General features: G+C 35.5%; 22 protein-coding genes. 6 read left to right on the forward strand and 16 right to left on the reverse strand.

The window, feature by feature from the left end; translation table 11 throughout:
* Positions 1-163: 163 nt before the first annotated feature.
* Positions 164-613 carry a hypothetical protein gene (locus tag BOQ64_RS07510; RefSeq protein WP_228448261.1) on the reverse strand — a complete coding sequence of 150 codons (450 nt, stop codon included), beginning with the start codon at positions 611-613 and terminating at the stop codon, positions 164-166.
* Positions 610-1,341 (reverse strand): hypothetical protein, encoded by a 732-nt coding sequence (locus tag BOQ64_RS07515; protein WP_129054660.1) that lies wholly within the window; start codon positions 1,339-1,341, stop codon positions 610-612. Before BOQ64_RS07515 ends, BOQ64_RS07510 begins: the two co-directional genes overlap by 4 nt.
* 235 nt (positions 1,342-1,576) lie before the next feature.
* Between BOQ64_RS07515 and BOQ64_RS07520 the strand changes: the two genes are divergently transcribed.
* From BOQ64_RS07520 to BOQ64_RS07530, 3 genes are all read left to right on the forward strand, one after another.
* Positions 1,577-2,581, forward strand: coding sequence for an LLM class flavin-dependent oxidoreductase (locus BOQ64_RS07520; RefSeq protein WP_129054662.1), 1,005 nt, complete (start codon positions 1,577-1,579; stop codon positions 2,579-2,581).
* Positions 2,582-2,650: 69 nt separating this feature from the next.
* Complete coding sequence (ribB, locus tag BOQ64_RS07525) at positions 2,651-3,772, forward strand: 3,4-dihydroxy-2-butanone-4-phosphate synthase (protein WP_129054664.1); 1,122 nt, start codon at positions 2,651-2,653, stop codon at positions 3,770-3,772.
* A 102-nt stretch (positions 3,773-3,874) separates the two neighbouring features.
* Complete coding sequence (locus BOQ64_RS07530) at positions 3,875-4,456, forward strand: Crp/Fnr family transcriptional regulator (protein WP_129054666.1); 582 nt, start codon at positions 3,875-3,877, stop codon at positions 4,454-4,456.
* Positions 4,457-4,565: 109 nt separating this feature from the next.
* Here the strand turns inward: BOQ64_RS07530 and fmt are convergent, their stop codons facing one another.
* From fmt to folK, 6 genes are all read right to left on the reverse strand, one after another.
* Positions 4,566-5,510 (reverse strand): methionyl-tRNA formyltransferase, encoded by a 945-nt coding sequence (gene fmt, locus BOQ64_RS07535; RefSeq protein WP_129054668.1) that lies wholly within the window; start codon positions 5,508-5,510, stop codon positions 4,566-4,568.
* An 86-nt stretch (positions 5,511-5,596) separates the two neighbouring features.
* Positions 5,597-7,504 carry an ATP-dependent DNA helicase RecQ gene (locus tag BOQ64_RS07540; protein ID WP_129054670.1) on the reverse strand — a complete coding sequence of 636 codons (1,908 nt, stop codon included), beginning with the start codon at positions 7,502-7,504 and terminating at the stop codon, positions 5,597-5,599.
* Positions 7,505-7,582: 78 nt separating this feature from the next.
* Positions 7,583-9,019, reverse strand: a complete 1,437-nt coding sequence (locus tag BOQ64_RS07545) for an OmpA family protein (protein ID WP_129054672.1) — start codon at positions 9,017-9,019, stop codon at positions 7,583-7,585.
* A 210-nt stretch (positions 9,020-9,229) separates the two neighbouring features.
* The gene (locus tag BOQ64_RS07550; RefSeq protein WP_129054674.1) at positions 9,230-10,753 is read right to left on the reverse strand and encodes an OmpA family protein; all 1,524 of its coding nucleotides are present in this window, start codon (positions 10,751-10,753) and stop codon (positions 9,230-9,232) included.
* 53 nt (positions 10,754-10,806) lie between these two features.
* Positions 10,807-11,922, reverse strand: a complete 1,116-nt coding sequence (locus BOQ64_RS07555; RefSeq protein WP_129054676.1) for an OmpA family protein — start codon at positions 11,920-11,922, stop codon at positions 10,807-10,809.
* 17 nt (positions 11,923-11,939) lie between these two features.
* On the reverse strand, positions 11,940-12,314 hold the full coding sequence (gene folK, locus BOQ64_RS07560; protein WP_317127567.1) for a 2-amino-4-hydroxy-6-hydroxymethyldihydropteridine diphosphokinase: 375 nt from the start codon (positions 12,312-12,314) through the stop codon (positions 11,940-11,942).
* 60 nt (positions 12,315-12,374) lie between these two features.
* On the opposite strand from folK, the gene sppA reads away from it, so the two are divergent.
* The gene (sppA, locus tag BOQ64_RS07565; protein WP_129054677.1) at positions 12,375-14,132 is read left to right on the forward strand and encodes a signal peptide peptidase SppA; all 1,758 of its coding nucleotides are present in this window, start codon (positions 12,375-12,377) and stop codon (positions 14,130-14,132) included.
* A 73-nt stretch (positions 14,133-14,205) separates the two neighbouring features.
* On the opposite strand, the gene BOQ64_RS07570 is transcribed toward sppA, so the two are convergent.
* The 6 genes from BOQ64_RS07570 to rpmB form a co-directional block, all read right to left on the reverse strand.
* Complete coding sequence (locus BOQ64_RS07570; RefSeq protein ID WP_129054679.1) at positions 14,206-14,466, reverse strand: GlsB/YeaQ/YmgE family stress response membrane protein; 261 nt, start codon at positions 14,464-14,466, stop codon at positions 14,206-14,208.
* Positions 14,467-14,538: 72 nt separating this feature from the next.
* Positions 14,539-15,492: a signal recognition particle-docking protein FtsY gene (gene ftsY, locus BOQ64_RS07575; protein WP_129054681.1), complete on the reverse strand. Its 954-nt coding sequence runs from the start codon at positions 15,490-15,492 to the stop codon at positions 14,539-14,541.
* A 15-nt stretch (positions 15,493-15,507) separates the two neighbouring features.
* Positions 15,508-15,978: a RidA family protein gene (locus BOQ64_RS07580; protein ID WP_129054683.1), complete on the reverse strand. Its 471-nt coding sequence runs from the start codon at positions 15,976-15,978 to the stop codon at positions 15,508-15,510.
* An 89-nt stretch (positions 15,979-16,067) separates the two neighbouring features.
* The gene (locus tag BOQ64_RS07585; protein WP_065395045.1) at positions 16,068-16,217 is read right to left on the reverse strand and encodes a DUF4295 family protein; all 150 of its coding nucleotides are present in this window, start codon (positions 16,215-16,217) and stop codon (positions 16,068-16,070) included.
* Between the two features lie 19 nt (positions 16,218-16,236).
* Complete coding sequence (rpmG, locus tag BOQ64_RS07590) at positions 16,237-16,419, reverse strand: 50S ribosomal protein L33 (RefSeq protein ID WP_027373683.1); 183 nt, start codon at positions 16,417-16,419, stop codon at positions 16,237-16,239.
* A 6-nt stretch (positions 16,420-16,425) separates the two neighbouring features.
* Positions 16,426-16,668: a 50S ribosomal protein L28 gene (gene rpmB, locus BOQ64_RS07595; protein WP_002976757.1), complete on the reverse strand. Its 243-nt coding sequence runs from the start codon at positions 16,666-16,668 to the stop codon at positions 16,426-16,428.
* Between the two features lie 240 nt (positions 16,669-16,908).
* On the opposite strand from rpmB, the gene BOQ64_RS07600 reads away from it, so the two are divergent.
* The gene (locus tag BOQ64_RS07600; protein ID WP_228448262.1) at positions 16,909-18,621 is read left to right on the forward strand and encodes a T9SS type A sorting domain-containing protein; all 1,713 of its coding nucleotides are present in this window, start codon (positions 16,909-16,911) and stop codon (positions 18,619-18,621) included.
* A gap of 338 nt (positions 18,622-18,959) precedes the next feature.
* Here BOQ64_RS07600 and lnt read toward each other — a convergent pair whose 3' ends face one another.
* Entirely contained in the window at positions 18,960-20,594 is a 1,635-nt protein-coding gene (gene lnt, locus BOQ64_RS07605; protein ID WP_129054685.1) for an apolipoprotein N-acyltransferase, read from the reverse strand.
* Positions 20,595-20,649: 55 nt separating this feature from the next.
* Here lnt and BOQ64_RS07610 point away from each other — a divergent pair, with 55 nt between their 5' ends.
* Positions 20,650-21,063 carry a VanZ family protein gene (locus tag BOQ64_RS07610; protein ID WP_129054687.1) on the forward strand — a complete coding sequence of 138 codons (414 nt, stop codon included), beginning with the start codon at positions 20,650-20,652 and terminating at the stop codon, positions 21,061-21,063.
* On the opposite strand, the gene proC is transcribed toward BOQ64_RS07610, so the two are convergent.
* Positions 21,053-21,856: a pyrroline-5-carboxylate reductase gene (gene proC, locus BOQ64_RS07615; RefSeq protein WP_129054689.1), complete on the reverse strand. Its 804-nt coding sequence runs from the start codon at positions 21,854-21,856 to the stop codon at positions 21,053-21,055. The genes BOQ64_RS07610 and proC overlap by 11 nt on opposite strands.
* Positions 21,857-21,919: the final 63 nt, after the last annotated feature.

Consider the following 21,919-nt stretch of genomic DNA (forward strand, 5'->3'; position numbering starts at 1 on the left):
TTTTAGTGAACTAAGAAATTGCAAGGGTTTAAAAGAATAGAGTAATGATTTTTATATAATTCATTAAAGCAGAGCATATTAATATGGAAAAATAGGAACCCAAAAAACAAAAAAGGTTTTGACTGGGATCAGCCAAAACCTTTGTATTTAAGAAAATTAAATATTAAAGATCAAAAATTAGTTTTCTAAGGTTATTGTCATAAAAAGTTGCCTGATAACTTTCATCTCGGAATTCGGTTTCTGTATTTTCTATTGTATTGAACCTGTTTTTATCTGTTTCCGAGAATTCAACAATTTCGAAGTGATTTTGATCAATTCTTGTAAAACTTACCAGCTTCAGATACTCATTGATGGAATCTCTATCAATCATAATTTTTCCACCACCAAATTGATGCCTGTTTTGCCCATTTTTCTTAATACCGGATACCCAATATCCTTCTCCTGTTTCAATATCAAAGTGATTGGCATTGATTCCTGGTTTCTTAAGTTTTTTGAGAGCTTTGTTATTAAAATAAAGAGTTTGTCCGGATTTTGAGAACTCTACAAAACCAATCCATGCAGGCCCGTGATGTCCGAAGGATTTGTTTTCGATATACATTATTTTTGTTTTCATATTTTAGTATAATACTGATAATGAAAATTTTGAGCAGAACGAAGATAATAAGAACTTGTTATAAGTTGCTCAATTTCATCAACAAGTAAATTTATTTTTTTTATTCTATCAATTTTCTCCTTTCCTACAGATTCAAAATCAATGCTATTTTCATCTTCAATTATTTGTCTTAAAGTTTGGATATAAAGCTTCTTTTGTTTTGAAATATCATAATGATCTATTTCAGACTCTTTCTCTTTATCAATTGAAGACAAAAAAATTAGATATTCAGCATATGCAGGAATCCTTTTTCCTTGATGGCCAAAATAGGAGCCTCCGTATGCAATATGACCAAATATTGAATTGATATTAGAGAAAATATGGATAAGTGTCTTGCGCTGTTCTGTATATTTTTCAAATCCATTCCGTTGTTTTAAAAAATATGTATACAATGTATAATAATGATCCTTACCTGCTTCACTTCCAAATTCTGTATTATTTCCAAAACAGAAATAGAATTTATCTGGATTTTCAGGCCAATCTTGAAAAAATTCAGGATGTTTATCAATTAATTCATTGAAACTTTTTTTATCATACTTGATGGTATCAGCTATTTCTGCAGTAATAAGTACTGTATCTGATTTTGTATAGTATTTTGAATTAGCAATTCTTTTGGAACTGTCTTGGTTTTTAGGATTACAACAAATTAAAGATTCTATAAAAAAGAGAAGGAGAAATATTTTTTTCATGGAATAGTTTATACTCAAATATACAACACTAATTAAGAATTTTACATTCTAAAAATATATAAACAAAACGGATTGAATAAAAATTCATTTCCAATAGTTTTTCCCTGAACTCATCAATAGATCCTATTAATTACAAAAAGTAACTAATGAAGTTCAGAAGTTTTAAATTTGTATGGTTTTTAATATCATTTAGAAAAGGATGATTCTGTATCACCTTAAAAATTAACATCTCAATATGAAAAATTTTGAAATTTCTGTTTTAGACCTTGCGCCGGTAAAGCAAGGGAAAAGCATTCATGATACTTTTCAGGACAGTCTGTCCTTAGCCAATCACGCAGAAGGCTTAGATTATAAAAGATTCTGGTTGGCTGAACACCACAATATGGAAAGCATAGCCAGTTCTGCCACTTCTGTTTTAATTGGTTTCATAGCCAATGGAACAAAAAAGATCAGAGTAGGTTCAGGGGGAATTATGCTTCCTAACCACAGTTCTCTGATTATTGCTGAACAATTCGGAACCTTGGAGTCTCTTTTCCCGGGAAGAATTGATCTTGGATTGGGTAGAGCTCCCGGTACAGATGGATTAACCGCTCAGGCTCTTGGAAGAAATCCAGCCATTATTAATGAGCAGTTTCCAAGACAAATTCTGGAACTTCAAAGATATTTTTCCAAAGAAAATTCGGATGCAATGGTACGTGCCATTCCGGGAGAAGGATTGGATATTCCGCTTTATATTTTAGGTTCCAGTACAGACAGTGCATGGCTGGCTGCGGAACTTGGATTGCCTTATGCTTTTGCGGGACATTTTGCCCCGGAACAGATGGAAATGGCTTTTAAAATTTACAGGGAACATTTTCAGCCTTCAGCGTATTCAGATAAACCTTATATCATTGCCTGTGTAAATGGAGTAGCAGCAGAAACTTCTGAGGAAGCTCATAAAATTTCTACTACTTTATTTCAGGCATTTATCAATATCGTGAGAAACGACAGAAAGCCATTTGCACCGCCGGTAGATGATATGGATGAAATCTGGTCACCTATGGAAAAATCTATGGTTTTACAGAAGCTGAGATATACTTTTATCGGAGATCAGGCTGAGATTCAGGAGAAACTTAAAGACTTCCAGAATAGATTTAATGTAGACGAACTGATGATTAATTCACATATTTACGATCATCAGAAAAGATTAAGATCTTACGAGATTATCAGAGAAGCGGTGAACTCCTTATCCAAAGCGTAATAAACCATCCATATAAATTGGCAGATGCTTATTTTTATGAGTATCTTTGCACTCAAATAAAAAGTAAAAATGTCTGATATTAAATTAAATACTATTCCGGAGGCCATTGAAGACCTTAGAAATGGGAAAATAATCATAGTAGTAGATGATGAAGACAGAGAGAATGAAGGAGATTTTCTTTGTGCAGCAGAACTAACAACACCAGAAATTATCAACTTCATGGCACTTCACGGAAGAGGGCTTATCTGTATGCCACTTCCTGAAAAAAGATGCGATGAGCTAGGTCTTGAAGTAATGGTAAGCAGAAGCAGCGATCCTAAAGAAACTGCTTTCACCGTATCTGTTGACCTTTTAGGAAACGGAACTTCTACAGGTATTTCTGCAGGAGACAGAGCAAAAACAATTTTAGCTTTGATGGATGAAAAATCTAAGCCTACAGATTTCATGAGACCAGGACACATTTTCCCGCTTCGTGCAAGAAAAGGTGGAGTATTGAAAAGAGCAGGACATACTGAAGCTGCTATTGACCTTACTCACTTGGCAGGATTAAAAGAAGGTGGTGTAATCTGCGAAATCATGAACGAAGACGGAACAATGTCCCGTTTACCTGAACTTCATGCATTCGCTCAAAAGCACGATATGAAGATTGTTTCTATTGAAGATTTGATCCACTATCAGCTTAAAAAAGGAAATCTTGTTGAAAGATTAGAAGAGAAAAAAGTAAAAACACACTACGGAGAGTTTGACTTTTATGCTTTCAGAGAGACTTCTAACGATCAGATCCATTTTGCATTAACAAAAGGAGCATGGACAGTAGATGAGCCGGTATTGGTAAGAGTACAGTCTTCTGATTCTTATTTTGATGTATTAACAAGATTAAACAATGGTGAAAAACCTTTATTGGAAAAAGTTACCAACATGGTCAACGAAGCCGGAAAAGGAGCTATTATTTTCATCAACAACGTTTCCAATTCTGAAAATACATTAAGAAAGCTTCAGCAGTTCCTTAATTATCAGGATGGGCAGGAGCAGCACCCTACTTTAGCATACAACTACAGAGATTACGGTATTGGAACGCAGATCTTAAAGAATTTAGGAATCAACAAGTTTAAAGTAATCACTCAAAATCCTGGTATCAAGCCTCAGGTTGGGGGATACGATGTAGAGGTAACTGAGTTGGTACAACTATAAAAAGAGAAGAATCAATAGTGAATTTGTTTTACTTTAAATGATTTTTTACCATATAAAATAAAAGGTTTAGGATTTTTCTAAACCTTTTTTTATTTTTAAGCCATGACCGAGCCTTTACAAAAACATATCCGGGAGTATGTTAATATTTCAGATGAAAAGCTGGAAAGATACTGCAGTGCCTTTACCTACCGAAAAATAAAGAAGAAACAATTTTTATTAACGGAAGGAAGTATCTGTGATTTTGAAGGGTTCGTAGTGAGCGGCTGCTTTAAGGTTTTTCATACAGACAGAAATGCTGCCGAACAAATTTTATATTTTGCTATTGAAAACTGGTGGATCTCTGATATAGATAGCTTTATCAACAGGATTCCTTCTAAACTTACTATTCAGGCTCTCGAAGACAGTGAAATTCTATTGATTTCAAAAATGGATAAAGAGCAGTTATACCAGGAAATGCCGGAGGTGGAAAGACTGATGAGGCTCAAATTTCAGAGCTCAATTATAGCATTACAGCGTAGGATTATTGATAATTTAAGCAAATCTTCAGAAGAACGTTATCTTGAATTTTTAAAAAAGTATCCTCAAATTGCTCATCGTCTTACCAATATTCAGATCGCTGCCTATTTGGGAGTAACTCCCGAATCACTAAGTAGAGTTCGCAAAAATATTGTAAAGAAATCTTAGAGAAAATGGGAATTATTTTTTGATTTAAAATAATAACAGATAAAAAAGCCACAACAGAAATAAGTGTTGTGGCTTTTTATTTATAATTAAAATTCAGTTGTGTACTAAATTATAATGTTATTTCATCAAAGTTTCTGAAACCATTCAGGAAATCTTTTACAGTCATTCTTTTCTTACCTTCTAACTGAAGTTCCTGTGGAAAATAAGCTCCATCCTGAGTGTAGATTTTAAATTCATTTTTAGAAATATCAAGTGTTCCTGCAGGTTTACCATGATTGGAAATCTCAAATTTTCCACCAAATATTTTTAATCCTTTTTCTTCTTCTCCAATTTTTAAAGTGGTGAAGGCTGCAGGATAAGGAGACATTCCCAAAATAAACTGGTGTACTGTTTTAGAAGGTGCTTCCCAATTAATTCTGGTATCTTCTTTAAATATTTTATAAGCGTTTTTTGGATGTTCTACCTGTGGCTGAGGTTTTTCTTCAATAGCATTATCTGCTAATCCGTCCAATGTTTTTACTACCAATTTTGAACCCATTTCCATTAATCTGTCATGAAGGGTACCTGCATTTTCATCGGGTAAAACATCAAGTTCTTGCTGAAGAAGAATATTTCCTTCGTCTATCTTTTCATTAATGAAGAAAGTAGTTGCCCCTGTCTTTTCTTCCCCATTGATTACAGCGTAGTTAATGGGAGCAGCCCCTCTATAATCCGGAAGGAGAGAAGCATGAAGGTTGAAGGTTCCCATTTTTGGCATTTCAAAAAGAATTTTAGGCATCATTCTGAATGCAACTACAACAAAAACATCAGCATCCAGCTTTCTAAGTTCCTCTAAAAATTCAGGGTTTCTTAATTTTTCTGGTTGGAAAACAGGAATATTATTTTCTGAAGCGTATACTTTTACTGGGGACTGGTTGATTTTCTGACCACGTCCGCTTGCTTTATCTGCTACGGTTACAACACCTACAACCTGATGATGAGATTGATGAATAGACTCCAATGATGTCTTTGCAAACTCAGGAGTACCTAAAAAAACGACTTTCAATGATTTCATACTGCAAAGATAAGTTTTTGTAGTTGATATGTGAGACTCGAGGTTCGTGATTCGAGGGAGTAGGATGTAAATTACCCCATTACTCATTACTCATGATTAAGCGCATACGTTCTGAAGTTCAGCATTTTTACCTTTCCGGAGTCTAGCAGGAATATTAAATTTTCCAGAATACTTTCTTTGGAATGATAACTCAGCTGTACAGAAAGTTCTTCTATAGTAGCTGATTTCTTTGCCAATACATTGATGATCTGCTGGGAAATATTTTTTCCGAAAATAGATTGTTTATTCTTTTCACACACAGAACACTGGCCACAGTTTTTTGAATTTTTTTCTCCAAAATAAGCCAGAATAAGTTTCATTTTACAATAATCTTTATCCTCAACGTAAAACTTCATTTCTTCCCATTTCTGGATTTTGTTTCGCTGGATGTGTTCAAAAAGTTTCCAGTACGCATTATTAACAGCTCTTTCATCACGGGGTTTCAGAAATTTGATGCTGGATAAAGCTCCGTCTATGTATTCAAGATAGTTTTTCTGTTGAAGCTCTTTTAAACGTTCTTTGATTAAAGGGACGCCTACTTCAATTTTATTGCTGACCTGTTGCTCACTGAACATTACTTTATGGGTAGTGATTCCGGACATGGTACGGAGTAGAAGCTCTATGAAATAAGCATCTTTTTGGGGTAGCTGATCAATTTCATCAGACTTAATAAAAAGCTCCAGAGAAGAAAGGCTTTTATTGTCGTTGTAATAAATGATTTCCTGATTATGCAGGAAGTTGAGAACATTATTGATCTTGGCTTTTGAAAGCTTAGTGAAATTTTGTATTCCAGCAGTATTTAATTGAAATGTTTTTTCAGGTAATTCAAATTCTGCTACCTGGAAAATAGAGTAGAGGTAGCTTATGATCTTTAAAAATTCAGCCTTATTGGGAGTTTGATTTTTGAGGATTTGATCGAAATTCAAAAGCTCCTGTTTATTCCATAGCATGAATGCAAAACTTTCCTTACCATCTCTTCCGGCTCTTCCGATTTCCTGATAATAATTTTCAAGGGAAGCAGCAGGAGAGTAGTGAAGAACAAAACGTACATTATCTTTGTCAATACCCATTCCAAAAGCATTGGTGGAAATTAAAACCTGATTGTCACTGTTGTTCCATGTATTTTGCCTTGTATTTTTCTCTTTTGTAGTTAAACCGGCATGGAAGTAGTCTACATTTTTCAGATGATTTTTCTTTAAAAATTCGGAAAGCAGTTCTGCTTCTTTTCTGGTTCTTACATATACAATTCCCGAATCTGTATTGTATTTTAAAATATCCAGAACACGCTGGAATTTATCAGAGACTTCTTCTGTAAAGATCCTTATATTATCTCTTTTAAAACTTTTCTGAAAAACAGCCGGATTTCTAAGTTCAAGTTTGTTTTTGATCTCATCCAGAACTTTTGGAGTAGCCGTTGCAGTAAGTGCCAGACAAGGGATTTCAGGATTATTGCTTCTAAAACCTTTTATATTCTGATAGCTTGGACGAAAATCCTGTCCCCATTCGGAAATACAGTGGGCTTCATCAACAGCAATAAATGAGAGCTCAATTTCTTCAATATTTTGAAGAAACTGAATATTGGTTAATCTTTCCGGAGATACATAAAGCAGTTTGGTAATGCCTTCTTTACAACGATTGTAAATGGCTTCTGCATCATACTCATCCAATTCAGAGGATAGATATTCTGCTTCTATGCCCCGGAATTTAAGCTGGTTCACCTGATCTTTCATTAAAGCAAGCAGTGGCGAGATCACCAGGCAAGTTCCTTCTTTTAATAAAGCGGGAAGCTGATAACATAATGATTTTCCGGCACCTGTAGGAAGCAGGACCAGAGTATCTTTTTCATTGATAACAGCATTGATGATTTCTTCCTGAGAATCTCTGAAGCCGGTGTAGCCCCAGAAATACTTAAGAGTATCATATTTTAGCTTTTGAAAATCCTGTGGAGAAATCATGTTGTAAAAATAAGGAAAGTATCAGGACAAAAAAAGCCACGCAATGCGTGACTTTTATATAATAAGTTAATAAGTTTATTATTTAGCTTCGAAGTATACTCTTCTGTTGGCTCTGTTTTTCCACTCAGGGCACTTCGTTGCTGGTTCGCACTCAGGATATTTAAGGTCTTTTTCACCTTTACCTACAGCGTTTAATTTACCAGACTGAACTCCGTTTTTCACCAGATAATTCTTAACGTTGTTTGCTCTTCTCTGAGATAGTTTTTGGTTGTAAGCATCTGTACCTCTTGTATCAGTAGCTCCTACAACATTGTAAGAACCGCTTGAAGAATTGATATAGTTTACAGCGTTATTTAAGATAGGAGTGTTTGAAGGTAAAATTCTGTCAGAATTTAAGTCAAATTCAATTCCTTCCAATTTAGTTTCTGTTTCTACTACCGGTCCTGTAGTGGTAGTAGGACAACCATTGTTTTCAACTGGTCCAGGAACTGTTACACACTTGTCGTAAAGGTCAATAACACCATCAAGGTCTGTATCAAGAGCAACACCGGCACCATCCACTCTAGCTCCTGCAGGAGTGTCAAGTTGTCTGTCCCAATCGTCACATACCCCGTCGTTATCAGCATCACCTTTTTTACATACTTCAATATCCTGGTTTTTATTAGCCAGTACATCAAGTTTGTAATAGATTTCCTGAAGTGGGTCGTGCCACATTAAGTGAGATTCGTGTTTTCCTAATTTTACAGAAAGACCTAAAGTAGCGTTGAAGAAGTTATCAGAAACCTGCTCCGAACGTTTGTTGATATCACTGTATGCCTGACCACCACCATCAAATTCATCATCACCGGTTACTACATACATTAATCTTCCTTCAAGATCAATTCTTCTGTTTATTTTGAATTTAAGACCAGCACCAGCCTGCATAAACATTGAACCTAGTTCAAATGGTTTAACTTCAGTAGCTAATACCTGTCCTTTAATATCTTTCTGGTAGGCTCTGTAGGCAATCGTACCGATACCTGCATATCCGTGAAGTGCCCATCTGTAAGGAGAATGATTGTCAACTCTTCTCAAAAGGTTAGAGAAGTTAACATCTCCTAAAAGGGAGATTGCATCATACTGAGTTCTTGCTCCTACAGCTGTAGCGTTAGGTGCAGAGTCTTTAGTATTGAACCATCCCTGTCTTGTTTCACCTCTGTCATATTGTAAGTTGATCCCAAAAGCATGGGTAATCGCTTTATCAATACTGATATAGGCTGAATATCCAAAAAGGTTCTTACCATTACCATTTTTGATGGATGTTAAATCAGCTGATTGAAGTAATGGAACTCCAACCCCCGCAGAAATAGACCAGTCATTAAATCTTTTTGACTGATTGTTAAATGGGGAAACGTTGGCAGACCCAGACGAGAACGTATTGGGATACTCTCCTTTTGAAACTGCCGTTGAGTCTTGTGCATAGCTGGCCGTAGGAATCGCCAATGCTAAAGCAGCAATTGCTAAACTTAATTTCATAGTGTTATTTTTTTAGTTAAGTTATTTTAAATGATTTTTTTACGCTAAAAAGTGATTTTTGTGTTATTTTTTTCAAAACAATAATGGCTGTATCTTAATGATTCTCTACCTATTGCCCGGAAAATGATATAAAGGTATGTAAAAAAAGTCGTAGTTGAAAAAAATAAACCGAAAAGAGTAATTCTTTTCGGTTTATGAATATTTAAGAAATTATTTTTTCTTTTTCTTAGCCGGAGCTTTTTTTACTGGTTTTTTTACAGGAGCATCTTCATAGTCTTTCTTTTTGATAGAATTCCATTCTGAGCTTTCTACAAATCTTACCGTAACTTTTCTGTCTGCTAATCTTTCAGCATCTGAAGCTGATGCTGGTATAGTAGCTTCTGCAGAACCTACACCTCTTGATTTCAGTACGCTTTCGCTTATACCTCTGTTTTCCAGAGCACCTACTACAGCAGCAGCCCTTTCTTTAGATAATCTTAGGTTGTATGCTGCATTTCCTTTAATATCAGTATGTCCTGTCAGTAAGTAGTTTCCGCCGTTTTCTTTGATAATTGAAGCAGCAAGGTCTAATTTACTGTTAGATTCAGGTCTGATGGTTGCTTTATTAAAGTTAAAGTAGATATCCTTAAGGGTTTTTTCTACTTCTACAGCAGTCTGATTATTGTCTTTTTTCACAGGACAACCGTTGTTTTCAACTGGTCCAGGAACTGTTACACACTTATCGTAAAGGTCAATAACACCATCAAGGTCTGTATCAAGAGCAACACCGGCACCATCCACTCTAGCTCCTGCAGGAGTATCAAGCTGTCTGTCCCAATCGTCACATACCCCGTCGTTATCAGCATCACCTTTTTTACATACTTCGATATCCTGATTTTTATTAGCCAGTACATCAAGTTTGTAATAGATTTCCTGAAGTGGGTCGTGCCACATTAAGTGAGATTCGTGTTTTCCTAATTTGAAAGAAAGACCTAAAGTAGCGTTGAAGAAGTTATCAGAAACCTGCTCTGAACGTTTGTTGATATCGCTGTATGCCTGACCGCCACCATCAAATTCATCATCACCGGTTACTACATACATTAATCTTCCTTCAAGATCAATTCTTCTGTTTATTTTGAATTTAAGACCGGCACCAGCCTGCATAAACATTGAACCTAGTTCAAATGGCTTAACTTCAGTAGCTAATACCTGTCCTTTGTTAGTTTTCTGATATGCTCTGTAGGCAATAGTACCAATACCTGCATATCCGTGAAGTGCCCATCTGTAAGGAGAATGATTATCAACTCTTCTTAAAAGATTAGAGAAGTTAACATCTCCTAAAAGGGAGATCGCGTCATATTGAGTTCTTGCTCCTACTGCAGTAGCGTTAGGTGCAGAGTCTTTAGTATTGAACCATCCCTGTCTTGTTTCACCTCTGTCATATTGTAAGTTGATCCCGAAAGCATGGGTAATCGCTTTATCAATACTTACATAAGCTGAGTATCCAAACAGGTTTTTACCATTACCATTTTTGATGGATGTTAAATCTGCTGACTGAAGTAATGGTACTCCAGCTCCAACTGAAATAGACCAGTCATTAAATCTTTTTGACTGATTATTAAATGGGGAAACATTAGCAGAACCTGAAGAGAAGGTATTGGGATACTTTCCGTCTGTAGCTGCTGCTGAATCCTGCGCATAGCTGACTGTAGGGATTGTCAAAGCTAAAGCAACAATTGCTAAACTTAATTTCATCGTGTATTATTTAATTTTGATTTTTTACAAAAGCTGTTGTTGGCTTTTATATATTATTTGATTGGACATCCGTTGTTTTCAACAGGTCCAGGAACTGTTACACATTTATCATAAAGGTCAATAACACCATCCAGATCCATATCTAGAGCAACACCAGCACCATCTACTCTTGCTCCTGCAGGAGTGTCAAGCTGTCTGTCCCAGTCATCACATACTCCGTCATTGTCAGCATCTCCTTTTTCACAAACTACAAGATCTGTAGATGCGTTTTCTAAAACATTAGTTCTGTAGTATGCTTCCTGAAGTGGATCATGCCAAGCTAAATGAGACAGGTGCTTTCCTAATTTGAAGGATACACCTAAAGTTACTGTCCATGCATTGTCTGATCTTCTAGGATTTAACATGTTGTAATGTGAACCTTTTGCAGCAGGATCATAATCGCCAGGACCAGCCCATCCGCCACCATCAAACTCGTCATCACCACTGATGATATACATGGTTCTTGCTTCAACGTCAATAAGTTTTGAAACGTTATATTTTAAACCAATACCTCCCTGGTAGAATATGGAGTTAATATCCAAGTCCTGTTTGATGAACAAAGGTGCTCTTTTAGGAGTATCACTCCATCTAAGCTCATTATTGTCATGTAATGAAGTTCTGAATCCCTGAAGACCCACACCCATATATCCATGTAAAGCCCATCTGTAAGGGGAATGATTGTCAACTCTTCTTAATAGGTTAGAGAAGTTGATGTCTCCCATTAAAGCAATTTGGTCAAATTGCGTTGTTGCAGTGGCAATTCCTGCAGCTACACCCGCAGCACCCGGAAGTTGTCCTGTTTGTTTCGTTTCTCCTCTGGTGTACATTACACTTAAACCAAAAGTATGTGAAATCTGCTTATCAATACTGATATAAGCATTATAACCCCAGTTGGTTTTATCTTTACGAAGAGATTTAAGGTCAGAGTGAACCATAAATGCCGGTCCTCCACCTACTGAAATAGACCAATCTCTGAAGCGTCTTGCTTTGTTGTCAAAAGGTTGTACGTTAGCGGAGCCTGAAGAGAATGTATTAGGATACTCAGTAGAAGAGTTTACTGTAGTACTGCTACTTTGTGCGAAAGCAGCAATTGGCAAGGTTGTAGCCAATAATAATAAACCTAATTTCATACAATATGTTTTATGTTTTAAATAAAATCCTTTAATAATATTCTTGAAAATTCCCTTTCAAAAAGATGTTTTTTATGAGGGATATTTAATCTTTCTGATGTAAAGTTTAATTCATTATACTTAATGATATCAATATCTATTACCCTGTCTGTGTAACCACCTGATACTTTTGAATCATTAATTCTTCCCATTTCAACTTCAATGTTTTTAATACAATCAAGCAATTGAATTGGTGAAAGATGCGTGAATATTATTGCTGCAATATTACAAAAAATATTGGAACTGACAAATTCTACGGGATCAGACATCAAAAATTCGCTTATCTGTGAAATGTGGTTTCCGGCATCACTTATCTTCTGTAAAGCAAGCTCTATATTTTTTTTGCTCTCCAAGGTTACTTCCTAGTAACAAAACTACCTTTTGCTGCGACATATTGGAAAATTGATTGATTTATGAGAAGTTTCTTTAAAAATGTTTTGGCAAATATAGTAGCAATAATCATACTTTGCGCTGTATTTTTCGTCTTTTTTATTATGATGCTTGTGTTCAGTTCTATGGGAAGTGACAAGTCGGGAGCGGTGAAAAAGAATTCGGTTCTAACGATTAATTTAAAGACTAATATAATAGACAGCCCTACAGAAGAACAGATGGATCTGTTTGGTTTAGGCAGCCAGAATAAAAATGTTCTTTTGTATGATGTACTTGAGGCCATTAATAAAGCTAAAACGGATGATAATATTAAAGGGATCAGTATTGAGACAGATGACCTGAATGCAGGGCTTACCCAAATTGATGATCTTAGAAATGCTATTGAAGATTTCAAAAAAAGCGGGAAATTTGTATATGCTTACGGAAATGGAGTATCACAGTCTGCTTATTATCTGGGATCTGTAGCTGATCAGTATTATCTTCATCCTGCAGGTGGTATAGAGTTAAAAGGTCTTTCTACTGAGGTTACCTTCTTTAAAGACTTTGCAGATAAATATGGGATTGGAATAGAGGTGATCCGTCACGGGAAATTCAAGTCTGCGGTGGAACCTTTCTTAAGAAATGATATTTCTCCTGAAAATAAAGAACAGTTAAGTACATTACTAAACGACCTTTGGAAAAATACATCTTATAAAATGGCAACTTCCAGAAAAATTGATACTGCTCAATTCAGAACGATTGTTGACAGCTTGTACGGAATGATTCCTGAGCAGGGATTAAAATATAAACTGGCAGATAAACTTATTCAGAAATCTGAATATGAAGATATGCTTAAAATGAAGTTGAATGTAAAGGATAAAGAAAAACTGAATAAGGTTTCTTTAACAAACTATATCAGTTCTTTTGCTGATGAAGATAAGTCCGGAGAAAAAGTGGCTGTATTATATGCATCAGGTTCTATTAATAATGGAGACGAATACAATGATATTCACTCTGAAAAGTATGTGAAATACATTAAAAAACTTCAGGAAGATGATAAGGTGAAGGCGGTTGTTTTCAGAATCAATTCTCCTGGCGGAAGTGCGAATGCTTCAGATGAAATTTTGTTTGAATTACAGAAACTGAAAAAGAAGAAGCCACTGATTGTATCTTTTGGTGATTACGCAGCTTCAGGTGGTTATTATGTAGCTATGGCAGCGGATAAAATTTATTCTGAACCTAATACACTTACAGGTTCTATCGGGGTATTTGGAGTGTTGCCTTATTATAAAGATATTGCAAACAAGAATGGTATCCGTGCAGATGTTGTTGCAACAAATGCTAACTCAACGTATTATTCAGGATTAAACGGTGTTACCCCTTATGGAGTAAACATGATGACGAGAAGTGTGGAAGGTACTTATAAAAGATTTGTACATTTTGTTACGCAGAACAGAAAGAAAGCATTCGAGCAGATTGATAATGTAGGTGGCGGTAGAGTATGGAGCGGTGTCCGTGCAAAAGAAATTGGATTGGTAGATGAGTTAGGTACACTTAACGATGCTGTAAAGTTTGCAGCACAGAAAGCAGGAGTGAAATCTTACTACGTAGAATCTTATCCTAAGAAAATGACTCCTTTTGAGCAGATCTTTAAAGATCTTAATGAAGAAGATATCTCTGCAAGAATTATCAAAAATAAAATAGGGAAGTCTAACTATGAAATCCTGCAGCAGATTACTGACAAAAAATTACAGTCTGAGGTAAAAATGGAAATGCCTTACCAGATTAGAATCAACAACTAACTAAATTATATTGTACACGAAAATCCCGGATCTGAATTTCAGATCCGGGATTTTATTTTTTATCAGCGTTACATTAGCTTTTCTTTGTAGCCATTCCGTATATCCAGAGGATAACCAAAGCTCCTCCAATGGCAAGAATCCAGCTTCTTGGATTCCAGAATGAGGTAACGTCTCCCCAATGTAGAATGTAAACTCCTATAGCTCCTCCTACAAATGCGCCTAGAATTCCAAGGATAATGGTGATTAGCCAACCTCCTCCCTGAGTTCCCGGCATGATCATTTTAGCGATTGCACCTGCAATAAGACCGAATAAGATCCATGTTATAATTCCCATAGTTGCAAATTTTTTAATGATTAATATTTAAAATTGATTTGTTTACTAATATAAGGGAAAACATGATATAAATCATCTTTTCTTGAAGAATGAGTCTACAAATTCCGTACCATTGAAAAGCTGCAGATCCTGCATTTTTTCTCCAACACCTATATATTTTACCGGAATTTGAAACTGATCTGAGATACCAATTACAACACCACCTTTTGCTGTTCCGTCTAGTTTTGTTACGGCTAAAGCATTCACTTCAGTCGCTGCAGTAAACTGCTTAGCCTGTTCAAATGCATTCTGTCCTGTAGAACCGTCAAGTACCAATAAGATTTCATGAGGTGCATCAGGAATCACTTTTTGCATTACTCTTTTAATCTTAGAAAGCTCGTTCATCAGATTGATCTTATTATGAAGCCTTCCCGCAGTATCAATGATAACAACGTCTGCATTTTGAGCTACAGCACTCTGTACCGTATCAAAAGCTACAGAAGCAGGATCTGATCCCATTTCCTGTTTTACAATAGAAACGCCCACTCTTTCACTCCAGATGGTAAGTTGATCAACTGCAGCAGCTCTAAACGTATCTGCAGCTCCAAGAACTACTTTTTTACCTTCAGATTTAAACTGATGAGCCAGTTTTCCAATAGTGGTTGTTTTTCCAACACCATTTACTCCCACAACCATAATTACGTAAGGTTTTTTTGAAGTATCGATATTGCCGGTTCCTGCATGAGGGTTTTCAAGCAGTAATCCTGAAATTTCCTCACGAAGAATACTGTCCAGTTCGTTTACCCCAACATATTTGTCGCGGGCTACACGTTCTTCAATTCTTTCTATGATTTTAATGGTAGTGGAAGCGCCTACGTCTGATGCAATAAGTACTTCTTCCAGATCATCCAGAACTTCATCATCTACTTTGCTTTTACCGACTACGGCCTTCGTCATTTTTTCAAAGAATCCCTGGCTGGATTTTTCCAATCCTTTATCAAGAGTTTCTTTTTCTTCCTTTTTGAAAATATTTTTAAACCAACTCATAGTTTTAGTTTATTCTTATCTTTTGTTTGTAATCACTGCTGTGGCTTCTACTTCTATCAATACATCATTTCTGAACAGCTTGCTTGCTTCTACAAGGCTGCTTACAGGTGGATTCTGTAGGTTGATATACTGATCCCTCACTTTTCTGAAATCCGGGGTTTTTGATATATCTGTGATGAAAATTCCAAGCCTGACAATGTCTTTTCCTGAACCTCCATACTCCTGCAGAATATTTTCAATATTTCTGAAAATCTGATGTGTCTGTTCCTCTACATTGTTTCCCACCAGGTTTCCTTTTGAATCTAAAGGAACCTGACCAGATAATAAAATCATTCTGGACGTACCGCAATCAATGCTTACTGATTGTGATAATCCAGGAATACTGAAAACTTTTGGTGAACTTTTGTATTCTGTAGGGTTCATTATTTTCTGACTGAATGAAAATTGAAAAATAACTGTACCTATCAGAACAAGAATCTTCTTCATATTTCATTGATTAATAATCTGGTGAACAAAGATAACAAAAAAACTACCCAAAATATGAGTAGTTTTTTATATTGTAAATAAAGTATTGATTATTTTTTCAAAAAACCATCTACTTCATCAGCATTCATTACTTTTTCTTCGAAAACGTAAGCTCCTGATTTAGAAGACTTCACCATTTTCACCACTTTAGTCATTTTTTTAGACCCAGTTTGTAGGGTTGCTACTACTTTCTTTGCCATTGTAAATTATATTTATAAATTACTTGATTTCTTTGTGAAGGGTAGATCTCTTAAGAACAGGATTGTATTTTTTCAATTCCAATCTCTCTGTAGTGTTCTTTTTATTTTTTGTAGAAATGTATCTAGACATTCCTGGCATACCGCTTTCTTTGTGCTCTGTACATTCAAGGATTACTTGAACTCTATTTCCTTTTTTTGCCATGATTTATTAATTCTTTTTAATCAATCCGTTTCTAGTAGCTCTTTCAATAGCTTCCTCGATTCCAATCTTGTTAATCACTCTCAATCCATGAGCTGATACTTTCAGTGTAACGTGCTTATCTTGCTCTGGAAGGTAAAACTTCTTCTCTAATAAGTTAATTTCAAAACGACGCTTCGTTTTGTTATTAGCGTGAGAAACGTTGTTACCAACCATTGCACGCTTTCCTGTTATTTGGCAAATTCTTGACATATCTCGATGTTCTTATTTGTATAATATTTGAGAGTGCAAAATAACGAAGAATTTTTTAGATAGACAAATCTTTTGGAAAATATTTGCAAATAAGTGGCTGATTATAAATATTGATTTTTTAAAATATCCGAATTTCCGGGATATAGCAGTAAATCAGTGCTGATATATTTCATACACACTTTTTTTTAAGCTGAAAAATTAATATTCTATCTTTGTTTTTAATTAATCTAAATAAAAATTATGAAGAGAATTTATATTCTATTATCTATGCTGCCTGTTGGTTTATGTGCTCAGAATTTTACAGAGATACAGACCGGAATGAATAATTTTTATTTCTCAGCAGCGGATATTGCTGATGTAGACAATAACGGAACATTGGATATTGCAGTGAATGGAGCCATAGATTCAGATGGAGATGGAAATCCTGATGCTACCTATAATGAAGTATACAATAATAATGGGACTACTTTACAGCCTTATACCGATCTGGGAGGAGATGTAACCCATCTGGGAGATATAAGATTTATTGATTTTAATAATGATGGATTAATGGATATTATCTCTACAGGGCTGAGTTATATGGATATTGTAAACTACAAGCACTATCGTTTTAAAAATACTGGAGTTGGTTTTGTGAGACAAGATGAGCTTCCGGGAAAAATATATGGTTCATTAGAAGTTTTTGATTTTAATCATGATGGAAAACAGGACTATGCTATTAACGGAACTCAGTTTGCCCATGGGGGTGGTTTTAGGAATAGTGTGGATTTTTATCAAAATACAGGATCAGGTTTTACTATGACTGAAAACTGGGCTGATGGAACTCAAAACGGGAGTTTTAAAGTAATAGATCTTAATAATGACCATCTTTTGGATCTTGTTATTATAGGTTCGGATATTAACGGTGATCCGGTTTCTAAAGTATATATCAACCAGAATGGTACATTGGTTCATACGCAGGCGTTGGATTCTTTAATTTCCGGAAAACTGGAAGTGGCTGATTTTAATGCAGACGGTTTTCAGGATATGGTAGTGGTGGGTAAAGACCCTAATGATGACCCTTACCTTGCAGTGATGATGAATGATGGAACGGGAACCTTCGTGGTTCAGCAGATTCCAACAGGAATTTCTGAAGCGTCTGTCAGCGTAGGGGATTTGAACAATGATGGATATTATGATTTTATCATTTCCGGTGATGTGAATTATAATGCAGTAGTAAAAACTTATTTATATAATGTGACTAATCAGCAATTTACTGAAGGTACAACGAGTGGGATACACAGCTTAGGAGGTCCGGGATTTATTCAATTGTTCGATTTTAATAATGACAATCATCTGGATGTTTTACTAGCAGGATTTGATTGGGCAAATCCAAGTATCCCATCTTTGACTAAAATGTTTAAAAATAATTCTACAGAGCAAAATGCAAAACCAACAGCACCCACAAATCTGAATCTGATTAAAAACGGAAACCGATTTAATTTTACATGGAGTGGAGCCACAGATGATAAAACTCCAACGAACGCATTACGCTATGAAATTAAAGTAGGATCTACACCAGGATCACAGGATATTGCCAAATATATTGTAACTACACCTTCATGGTTCCTGGATCTTGATCCGTCTATTCAGAACGTATATTGGAGTGTAAGATCCATTGATGCCTCAAAGGTATATTCTGATGTTTCTACACAGGGAACATTATCAACCAGAGAAAATACGGTTAATAGAGAACAAGAACTTGTTGTTTATCCAAATCCAACCTCTGATAAAGTATTTATTAAAGGAGAGAAGGTTTCAGATGCTGAAATCTATTCAATGGAAGGAAGAAAGATGAGTATCATTTTAAAATCAGATCAGTCTATTGATGTTTCTCATCTCCCTAAAGGTATATATCTATTAAAACTGAAAATAAAAAACGAAATAACCACCAAAAAACTTAGTATAAAATAACTAACTGAATCATTATTCTATCTTGAGAGAAGTCAGACGTCCAGCTGGCTTCTCTTTTTTATTCTCACAGATATCAGGGGTTTGTATAGATGTTTGTGGTTATTGGTGTTTAAGAAAAAACTGTGTTATCAGTTCAATTGGTTAGAGTTTTATTTCCCACAGATTTCGCAGATTTACACAGAAGTTTGTGGTTATTGGCGTAAACATTAGTGTTATTTGTGTTTAAAAAGAATCTGCGTCATCAGCTCAATCAGTGAGAATTTAATTTCTCTAAGATCTTGCAGATAACGCAGATTGTATTTTTAAGTGTAATGATCAGCGTGACTGACGCTTAAACACTATGCTTTCTTTATTCTTGCCTGAAATCTTTTTATAAGGTAATAGAATAATAAAAACCCTAAAGCGAATATTGAAAATCTGGAAAGAAGATCACCTGCTCTTGAGTAGAATGTCATCCCTTCATAAAGGTTAATTTTTGAGAATAATGCAGTTTGGTCTCCATAAAATGTATCTGCAACAATTTCTCCTTTTGCATTAATATGTGCTGAAATTCCACTGTTGGCAGCACGGGCAATTTCTCTTCGGGTTTCAATAGCTCTTAATTTTGCATAAGATAAAAGTTGTTTGTGTCCTTCTGTAACACCCCACCAGGAATCATTGGTCATAATGCCCAGGAAGTTGGCTCCTTTTTTTACATAATCTGTAACAAACTCACCATAAATACTTTCGTAGCAAATGATAGGGGCTATTCTTCCTTTGTTGTAAGGATTGGAAAATGATATTCTTTCTTTATCAGTGCCTAAAGAAGCAACTGTTCCCCCTAAATTAAGCATGGCATCTCCTAAAATAGGTTTTAAAACACTCATATAAGGGAAGATTTCAACACCTGGAACCAGTTTTCCTTTGTGGTAGATCTGTGTTTTCTGCTGTGGCGCAAGCTGAATAGCTGTATTGTAACTTGCTCCCCAAACTCCTTGATTAACTTCATACGCTTCTTTTGGTAAGGTTTTAGGATCAAAAAATAAACGGTGGGAAGAGATTCCTGTTGCAAAAACAGATCCTGGGTGTTTAGATAAGAAATCCTTTACATTATTTAAAAGTAAGCTCTTCTCAATCCCGGTTTCAGAAATAGAACCTCTGCCGGGTAGTGCCGTTTCAGGAGCAATATAATAATCTATTTTTGTTGTTGAGTTTTTTTCAGCCAGAGCCAAAAGATCCTGTTCAATGGTTAAGCTGTCTTTTGAATATTTTTCAGCGTAAGGATCCAAATCGGGTTGAAGCATCAGCACATTCACCTGTCCAGATGGTTTTTCATTAAAACTGTTATACTTAATGACAGAAATAATCATTGGAACAGCAATTAAAGCTGCTATAATAGATGAATTTTTAATCAGGTCTTTTTTCTTTCTTCCTGCTTCCCATGTTCTTACCGTATAGAAAATAAGAACGTTGATTAATAAAATCCAGAAGCTTCCTCCGGTTGCTCCCAGGGTATCATACCACTGAATCAGTTTTGGATAATCTGAAAATACATTTCCTAAATTCAGCCATGGCCAGGTAAGTTCCCAACCTAAATGGAATTTTTCAAAACTCATCCAGATCGCAATAAAGAATCCTAATCCCCAATAAGTTCCCTGAGCATTTTTATACCAGTGATAGCATTGGAAAACCAAGGAATATAGAAGTGAGTTCACAAGAACCGGGAACACAACAGCCATCATAGAATGACTTCCGTCCGGATTTTTAGAACCATACAGCCATCCTGTAGTGACAATATTCCAAATCACGAAACACAGATAGGAAAGTCCGAAGATGATCCAGCCTTTTCTTTTATAGTCTGAAAATTTTGAAATTCCATGTTCCATCATCAGAAGGGGAACGAGTGCGAAAAATATAAAAAACGGAACTCCATAAGTAGGCCAAGAGACCGACAGCAGCATTGCTGAAATAAGTGTTAGCAGAACGTATTTCATTAAATTATTTTAATATACAAAATTAATGTTTTTGAAATGAATATATTAGCATCCGATGTTAAAGAAATTATATAAAATTGTTATTGTTCCCTATACCTTGTTTTTGCTTTATCTGATGTTTTTCGGAATGGGCAGGTTTCAGTATGAAGATAATCTGATTACGGTGGAACCTGTACTTTCTACTATTAAGTTTATTCAGGGGGCAATGTCTTGGAAGGACATTGTTGTTATAGTCCTCGGAAATATAGTGATGTTTGTTCCGTTTGGGTTTTTGGGCTGGATTTTTCCAAAACTTACAGAGCTAAAATCTTTACTATTTACTTTTATACCTGCCATTACCATAGTGGAAGGACTTCAGTATTTTACAAGAATGGGAATATTTGAGGTAGATGATATCCTTCTAAATACGTTTGGAGTGTATTTAGGCTGGCTGTGCTGCAGATTTATTGAAAAAAGATTTAGCTGTTGAGTTCCTTTGCTCTTTTTTCAGCATTTAAAATTCCTTTTTTTAAAATTTCTTTGAAACTGTTTTCTTCAAAAGTCTTCAGAGCAGCTTCCGTAGTTCCCCCTTTGGATGCAACGTCTTTGATAAGTTCTTCAAGATTTTTTTCAGAATTGTTGATGAGATGATAGGCTCCCAGCATGGTTTGCTTTACAAACAGTTTGGACAGGTTTTCTTCAATTCCCATTTCAATTCCTGCTTTAATCATGGCATCAATAATATAGTAGAAATAAGCAGGTCCGCTTCCGGAAAGAGCAGTAACCCCATCTAAAAGATTCTCATCTTCCAAATAAACTGATCTTCCCGTACTGTTCAATAGCCTTTCAATGTTGATAAGCTGGCTAAAGGAAATTCCATCTGCCGCTGTATAGCCGGTAATTCCCATGCCCAGAAGGGTAGGTGAGTTAGGCATAGCTCTTACAACCAGGGAATGATTCAGTGCTTTCTGGATTTTCTCAATATTAATTCCGGCCATTATGGAAAGAACCATTTGATTCTCTTTTAAGGTAAATCTGAAGTTCTGAGCAACTGTCTGGAAATCCTGTGGTTTTACAGCAATAATAATCAGGTCAGCATCAAGTTCTGCAACTTCTTCAAAGGTGGATGTTTTTGATTTGGGAAATTCTTCTGCTATTTTGGAGATTTTTGTTTGGCTTCTGGTAATCAGATGAAGATTTTCAGGCTTAATAAGTTCATATTTCAAAAACGATTTTGAAAATGATAATCCCATATTTCCGGCTCCTAAAATAGCTATTTTCATGTTGTGCTGAATTTATAACGAAAATAATGTTTTTTCTCGTGATAGGAAAGAGGGGAAGAGAAG

Source organism: Chryseobacterium sp. CH25 (assembly GCF_004119455.1).
Taxonomy (GTDB): Bacteria; Bacteroidota; Bacteroidia; order Flavobacteriales; family Weeksellaceae; genus Chryseobacterium.

What these genes read in the sequence shown, in the direction of transcription:
- BOQ64_RS07570 (WP_129054679.1), bottom strand. Translation starts at nt 14,466, where the DNA reads ATGGGAATTATAACATGGATCTTATTCGGTCTTATTGCAGGTGCAATC.
- proC (WP_129054689.1), bottom strand. Translation starts at nt 21,856, where the DNA reads ATGAAAATAGCTATTTTAGGAGCCGGAAATATGGGATTATCATTTTCA.
- rpmB (WP_002976757.1), bottom strand. Translation starts at nt 16,668, where the DNA reads ATGTCAAGAATTTGCCAAATAACAGGAAAGCGTGCAATGGTTGGTAAC.
- ftsY (WP_129054681.1), bottom strand. Translation starts at nt 15,492, where the DNA reads ATGAGTTGGTTTAAAAATATTTTCAAAAAGGAAGAAAAAGAAACTCTT.
- BOQ64_RS07600 (WP_228448262.1), top strand. Translation starts at nt 16,909, where the DNA reads ATGAAGAGAATTTATATTCTATTATCTATGCTGCCTGTTGGTTTATGT.
- rpmG (WP_027373683.1), bottom strand. Translation starts at nt 16,419, where the DNA reads ATGGCAAAAAAAGGAAATAGAGTTCAAGTAATCCTTGAATGTACAGAG.
- BOQ64_RS07580 (WP_129054683.1), bottom strand. Translation starts at nt 15,978, where the DNA reads ATGAAGAAGATTCTTGTTCTGATAGGTACAGTTATTTTTCAATTTTCA.
- BOQ64_RS07610 (WP_129054687.1), top strand. Translation starts at nt 20,650, where the DNA reads ATGTTAAAGAAATTATATAAAATTGTTATTGTTCCCTATACCTTGTTT.
- ribB (WP_129054664.1), top strand. Translation starts at nt 2,651, where the DNA reads ATGTCTGATATTAAATTAAATACTATTCCGGAGGCCATTGAAGACCTT.
- BOQ64_RS07550 (WP_129054674.1), bottom strand. Translation starts at nt 10,753, where the DNA reads ATGAAATTAAGTTTAGCAATTGTTGCTTTAGCTTTGACAATCCCTACA.
- BOQ64_RS07530 (WP_129054666.1), top strand. Translation starts at nt 3,875, where the DNA reads ATGACCGAGCCTTTACAAAAACATATCCGGGAGTATGTTAATATTTCA.
- sppA (WP_129054677.1), top strand. Translation starts at nt 12,375, where the DNA reads ATGAGAAGTTTCTTTAAAAATGTTTTGGCAAATATAGTAGCAATAATC.
- fmt (WP_129054668.1), bottom strand. Translation starts at nt 5,510, where the DNA reads ATGAAATCATTGAAAGTCGTTTTTTTAGGTACTCCTGAGTTTGCAAAG.
- BOQ64_RS07515 (WP_129054660.1), bottom strand. Translation starts at nt 1,341, where the DNA reads ATGAAAAAAATATTTCTCCTTCTCTTTTTTATAGAATCTTTAATTTGT.
- BOQ64_RS07520 (WP_129054662.1), top strand. Translation starts at nt 1,577, where the DNA reads ATGAAAAATTTTGAAATTTCTGTTTTAGACCTTGCGCCGGTAAAGCAA.
- BOQ64_RS07585 (WP_065395045.1), bottom strand. Translation starts at nt 16,217, where the DNA reads ATGGCAAAGAAAGTAGTAGCAACCCTACAAACTGGGTCTAAAAAAATG.
- BOQ64_RS07510 (WP_228448261.1), bottom strand. Translation starts at nt 613, where the DNA reads ATGAAAACAAAAATAATGTATATCGAAAACAAATCCTTCGGACATCAC.
- BOQ64_RS07545 (WP_129054672.1), bottom strand. Translation starts at nt 9,019, where the DNA reads ATGAAATTAAGTTTAGCAATTGCTGCTTTAGCATTGGCGATTCCTACG.
- BOQ64_RS07555 (WP_129054676.1), bottom strand. Translation starts at nt 11,922, where the DNA reads ATGAAATTAGGTTTATTATTATTGGCTACAACCTTGCCAATTGCTGCT.
- BOQ64_RS07540 (WP_129054670.1), bottom strand. Translation starts at nt 7,504, where the DNA reads ATGATTTCTCCACAGGATTTTCAAAAGCTAAAATATGATACTCTTAAG.
- lnt (WP_129054685.1), bottom strand. Translation starts at nt 20,594, where the DNA reads ATGAAATACGTTCTGCTAACACTTATTTCAGCAATGCTGCTGTCGGTC.